Genomic DNA, 5772 nt, shown 5'->3' on the forward strand with positions numbered 1-5772 from the left:
GGCGATGGGGACTGGGAAGAAATTTCTCGATCAAAATCCCCATTACCCCTTATCTCCAGAGGCGGCACCGAGTTCCCCGATCCCCAATCCCCAATACCTCTTGTCCAAGAGCAACTTCTCTACGAAATCCAATTTGCTATCCAAGATACAGGTATTGGCATCACACCAGAGAAAATAGAGCGCTTATTTCAGCCCTTCACTCAGGCTGATGTCTCCATGACTCGACGATATGGCGGCACAGGACTAGGACTAGTGATCAGCAAGCGGCTAAGTAAGATGATGGGAGGCACTCTTTGGGTAGAAAGTCAAGGATTTGTTGGTGGCAATCCTAGCCCTAGATGGAAAAGTGGAAAATTATTATCATCTCCTTACACTTCCCAAGGTTCAACATTCTACTTCACCATTACAGCCCAAGTGCCTGCTGTATCAGAGCAAGGTGAATTTAGTAATTCGCCGATGCAGTTTGAAGGAAAGCGCCTGTTGATTGTGGATGACAATCTGACCAACCGCCAAATTATCAGCTTGCAAGCAGAGTCTTGGAAAATGGAAACTTATGCTGCTAAATCTGGTGAAGAAGCTTTAGCTCAACTTGCTCTGGGAACACAGTTTGATATTGCCATTTTAGATATGCAAATGCCGGAAATAGATGGCATAACCCTAGCTTGTCAAATCCGCAAACAATCTGGTTGTCAAAATCTACCTTTAGTGATGATGACCTCTTTGGGTAGAGGAGAAACTTTCTCTGACTTTGGTGATGTCCAGTTTGCTGCCTCTTTGAGCAAACCGATTAAACAGTCTCAACTCTACGATGTTATTACCCGTGTTTTGGGAAATCAGCCGATCCCAGCCAGTATTTCTCATTTCCCCTTGGTAGATCGGCATTTAGCCCATCGATTGCCACTGCGGATTCTCCTAGCAGAGGATACGGTTGTTAATCAGAAAGTTGCTTTACTGATGTTACAGAAAATGGGTTATAAGGCGGATGTCGTCACCAATGGAGTAGAAGTACTCAAGGCTTTGCAAAAACAGCCTTATGACCTAGTGCTGATGGATATCCACATGCCTGAAATGGATGGGTTAGAAGCATCCCGAAGAATTTGTCAAGAATGGGAAGTGGGTTTTCGTCCCTATATCATTGCAATAACTGCCAATGCGATGCGGGGCGATCGCGAAATCTGTCTTGCTGCTGGTATGGATGACTACATTAGCAAACCTATTCAGTTTCAAGATTTAGCTCAAGCACTCAGCAAATGCCCACGTCAAAGAAGTATTGAATTCCCTTCCATAGTCAAACAAGATCGAGTGATGTCCAAAGAATTGCAAACTTCGCAAAATATCCTCCAAGAAGGGCAAAACCAGACATTAAAAAACGCCAAAATCGATCTCAATATTCTGAAATCCTTGCGGGATATGGTCAGAGGAGATAGTGTTGTATTTTCTGAACTGATTGAGTGTTACCTTACAGAGACACCAAAACTGGTGGAAAATATTAGCACAGCGATCGCAACTCAGGATGCCCAAACTATATGGAAGGCAGCCCACCAACTCAAGTCTAGCAGTGGCTTTATCGGAGCGATGGCCTTAGCGCAGCTTTGCAGGGTGTTAGAAGCACAAGGACGCAGCAGTAAATTAGAAAACAGCGTAGAATCACTCTCGCAACTATACCAGGAGTATGAACAAGTTAGAACAGCCTTAGAAAAAGAACTTGCGAAGGAAACGCCATGAATGCCACTGCTCAAGAAAGCCAATCTTTAGTTCTAATTGTTGATGATGAACCTTTCATCCGCATGATCCTGCGGCATTTCTTGGAGCGAGAAGGCTATAAAATAGTGGAAGCTCAAAATGGCAGAGAGGCTTTAACTGCTTTTAACCAACAGCACCCTGACATAATACTTCTTGATGCCATAATGCCAGATATGGATGGGTTTGAGTGTTGCATTCAGTTGGAACTTCTTGATTCTAGTAAACACACTCCAGTTTTAATGATTACAGGACTTGAGGATCAAGAGTCAGTCGATCGGGCATTTGCAGTGGGGGCAATGGACTATGTAACCAAACCGATTCACTGGCCAGTTTTGCGACAACGGGTAAAACGCTTGATTCAGCAATCTCAGTTACAGCAAAAACTAGAAACCGTTAATCTGGAATTGCAGCGATTAGTTACTATTGATGGATTAACTCAAGTAGCTAACCGCCGACGGTTTGAAGAGTATCTTAACCAAGAGTGGCAGCGCCTAAAACGGGAGCAACGGCCGCTTTCGCTGATTCTTTGTGATGTTGATTTCTTCAAATTATATAACGATACTTATGGGCATCGGGTAGGCGATCGCTGTCTTCAAGAAATTGCTAAAGCCATTAAAGATATTATTAAACGTCCCAGCGATCTAGTCGCCCGTTATGGTGGGGAAGAATTTGCTGTGATTTTACCTAACACAGATACCGAGGGGGCGACTCATATTGCCGAGGAAATTTGCCATGCTGTCCGCACACTGGCAATACCTCATCAAAATTCCCAAGTTAGTCCTCATGTAACCATTAGTGTCGGGTTTACCACAGAAATTCCTCAGCTAGATTCTGACTTGGAAGAAATGATTGCCGCAGCAGATCGGGCATTATATCAAGCAAAGGCAGCAGGACGCGATCGCTTTGTACAAAATATCATCCTCCCCAAAAGTAAAAACTCCTGCTAGTGCGCCAAACTTCACACACTTTCTATCTCTTGAAAATGCAAACTCACCTTTTAAGGGATGGGGAAGCTAATCAGCAACGCCTAAAAATCTACGCCTCGTTTAAGTTCTACACCTTGATTTGCATAGTGTTTGTGGCAATAAACCTCTGAATGAACGCTAGCTAAGTCAAAGTACGCCGGCTGATTTTGACAGCGGCCAGTGATGATGATTTCAGTGTCGCGGGGTTTACGGAGTAAAGCTTGGACAATGGGTTCAACGGGGAGTAATTCTAAATCAACAGTGGGGTTGAGTTCATCAAGAATAATAGTTTTATACATTCCAGAGGCGATCGCAACTTTTGCTATTTCCCAACCCCGCTCGGCTTCTACATAGTCTAATTCTTGCCGGGAATTGCGCCAGACAATGGAATCGCCACCGCAACGCTGATGATCCACTACTTCTGGATATGACTGCTGCAAGGCGGCGATCGCTGCGTCTTCTGTATAGCCAGTACCACCTTTAAGCCACTGCATAATTAACACACGGGTAGATCCCGGATGATTGATTCCCCTACCAATGGCCTGTAAGGCTTTGCCTAATGCACTAGTAGACTTACCTTTCCCAGCACCAGTATAAATTTCAATCCCTTCCAGGAAGAGGGCTTTGGCTGTTGGATGGTGATGAGGTTTCATTTCTGAATGCAAATCTGCAATATCAAGTAATTTTTGCGGTGCGGCGCGTCCGGTGGCGATGATTTCTAACTCTTGGGGCTTAGATTTTAATGTCTTTACTACTTCATCCACTAGTAGCAAACCCAAATCCAGAACGGGGTTAATTTCATCTAAGACGACAACTGAATATAAACCGCTAGCGATCGCACCTTTGGCGACATCCCAACCCCGCATCGCCTCATCTCGGTCAAAGGTGGTAATTTCTTCTGGGCCAAAAAATTCGGCTCTTCCAGTGCGAACCTGGTCTATTAAATGGGGAAACCCACGCTGTAAAGCTGCGATCGCGCCATCTTCGTCATAATCACGTTCCGGCCCTTTTAAAAATCGCAGCAGTAAAACCCGGTTAGAATCGCTAGGCGTATTTATCCCTAAGCCAATAGAGCGCAAAACCACCCCCAAAGCAGCTTGAGACTTGCCTTTACCCAGTCCATCGTAGACGTGAATTTGACCAATTAGGCGTTCCTGACGCACTTGCGCCGTCCGAATACCAATACCGTTCCTTGTCATCTATTGAAAAGCTATAAGTTGCAGTCTTTAATCTTACCTAACGTCTTGTAATCTTAGTAGAGAAACTACCCCGCTAGCGCGTCCGTATAAGGTTCAGCTTGATGTATTAACAATACCAATCAGGGAGTAGTGACATACCAGCATAATAAAGGACAAAAACAATCTGATAATTTCCCCCATCACCCTCACTATCCCAGTTATACTCTCTACAGTTAAACCTTACCCTTGACTATGTTATGCCTGAGAATTGGATGCTTCCGAGAATTTTTCCCATTGGTGGAGTTCTGTTTGACTTTTTATTTGTACTAATTGCCATTCCTATCGAAGCGTATATTTTGCACTATCGACTAAAATTTGACAAAAAAACTAGTATTTTTTATGCTATTTCTCTCAATCTTTTTTCTAGTGTAATTGGTTGGTTAATATTTTTTGTAGCAGAACCAATGTTGCCGATAGAAGTGAGATCGGAATTAATTAACTATATGTTTTTTAATAATTTTAAAGCACCCAATACACAAACCTTCATAATCTTAACCGCCTTTATAATTTTCTTTGCTACTTTTGTGATGAAATTTTTCATTTTAAAGGTATTGCTACTATCATTAAATGAATCATTTGCGAAAAAAGAAGAGGAAGCTCCAATATCTCAACGGCGGCGATGGAGTACTTTTAGCAACCTGAGATTACAAAGTACCAATTTGGTAACGACTATACTAATAGCGAATTCTCTTAGCTATACTGCTATAACTATTATTTTATTGTTTCGAGCAAAATAGCAGGGTTTTACTTCATTAAAAGGAAGACAAGTGAGTGATTAGGTGGAAGGAGGAATATGAATACGCTACTTAAAGATGTATTTGGTTTTTTTAAATTTGCTGAAGGGCTGTATGCGGGAATTAGAAAATTATTAGTTCCACCCAAAGCTTACTCTTGGCAGACATTTATTTATATGAGTGTCTTTTCTTGGGTGCTTTCATCTTTGGCTACAGGCTATGTCAAAGATATTATTGCCTTTTTCGGTTGGTTATTTTTAATTTCAGGCACAGCTTGGTATACAACTCAAGATCCTTTGAGGGTTCCTGGTACATTTATGCCAGTCGGGGCAGTGATTACTGGATTCTTAGTGAGTGTTTTTGCCTTTGGAAATCAAGAGGAAGTAATTACACCAAGAATAATCGTTTTTTGGCCGACAATTTCGGCACTAATTACGGCAATACCAGAATTTATTGAAGGAAGCGACACTGACGCTAAAGCCAGAATTCCTAAGCCCCAAGACCGCCAAAGAATTATAATTTTAGTTGCTAGTAGTATGCTGCTAAGTTGCTGGATTCAGTTTTATTTTGTGATGGATCATTGGTTTCAACAATATCCCAGTTTGCAGGCAGATACTTTTAAACGTAGTACCTTTGTTGTCAGAACAGAAGAACGATTAAAAATCCCACAAAACGGGGTTGTAATTCTAGAGAGACTTCAACCAATAGTAGAAGAACAAATAGACAAAACATCTTGGTCGGAAGTAGAGAAATGGTTACTAGATGCAAAACAACGAGTAAGGACTCTGGGTAGGGGAGTAATTCAAAAAAACCTGGGTAAATATGAAGAGAAGGATTTATGGCGCGTTGAACCGCGTGTAGCTAATACTAAATCTGGATATATATTAGACTTATTAAGTATTTGGAGCGGCCCAAGTTCTAACCCACGGGGCTATTACTTAAGAAAATCTTGTCGAATTGAACCAGTTGCAGTAACCAGTAATTCAGGGAATAAGATTCCAGTTGCAGAAATTGAATGCGATCGGTTTTGACTATTCCTTTTTAAGCTATGATACTTTTTCGAGCGATCGCGCCTTTGTAACTATTAGCAAC

The 5772-nt window shown here is 42.1% G+C and carries 5 protein-coding genes; 4 read left to right on the forward strand and 1 reads right to left on the reverse strand.

Annotated elements, in window-relative coordinates; all coding sequences use genetic code 11:
- Both CDG77_RS32935 and CDG77_RS32940 read left to right on the forward strand, forming a co-directional pair.
- Window positions 1-1725 (forward strand): response regulator (locus CDG77_RS32935; RefSeq protein WP_143857146.1); only part of this gene is annotated, 1725 nt, incomplete at its 5' end.
- A complete protein-coding gene (locus CDG77_RS32940; protein ID WP_094333393.1) occupies window positions 1722-2690 on the forward strand; it encodes a response regulator in 969 nt (322 codons plus the stop codon). The genes CDG77_RS32935 and CDG77_RS32940, both read left to right, overlap by 4 nt.
- Before the next feature lie 80 nt (window positions 2691-2770).
- Here the strand turns inward: CDG77_RS32940 and CDG77_RS32945 are convergent, their stop codons facing one another.
- The gene (locus CDG77_RS32945; RefSeq protein ID WP_094333394.1) at window positions 2771-3907 is read right to left on the reverse strand and encodes a cob(I)yrinic acid a,c-diamide adenosyltransferase; all 1137 of its coding nucleotides are present in this window, start codon (window positions 3905-3907) and stop codon (window positions 2771-2773) included.
- 236 nt (window positions 3908-4143) lie between these two features.
- On the opposite strand from CDG77_RS32945, the gene fraC reads away from it, so the two are divergent.
- Entirely contained in the window at window positions 4144-4683 is a 540-nt protein-coding gene (fraC, locus tag CDG77_RS32950; RefSeq protein ID WP_094333395.1) for a filament integrity protein FraC, read from the forward strand.
- A gap of 56 nt (window positions 4684-4739) precedes the next feature.
- The gene (fraD, locus tag CDG77_RS32955; protein WP_094333396.1) at window positions 4740-5711 is read left to right on the forward strand and encodes a septal junction protein FraD; all 972 of its coding nucleotides are present in this window, start codon (window positions 4740-4742) and stop codon (window positions 5709-5711) included.
- The last annotated feature ends 61 nt before the right edge of the window (window positions 5712-5772 follow it).

The sequence above is a fragment of the Nostoc sp. 'Peltigera membranacea cyanobiont' 213 genome (genome assembly GCF_002245975.1).
In the GTDB taxonomy this organism is placed as follows: Bacteria; Cyanobacteriota; Cyanobacteriia; order Cyanobacteriales; family Nostocaceae; genus Nostoc.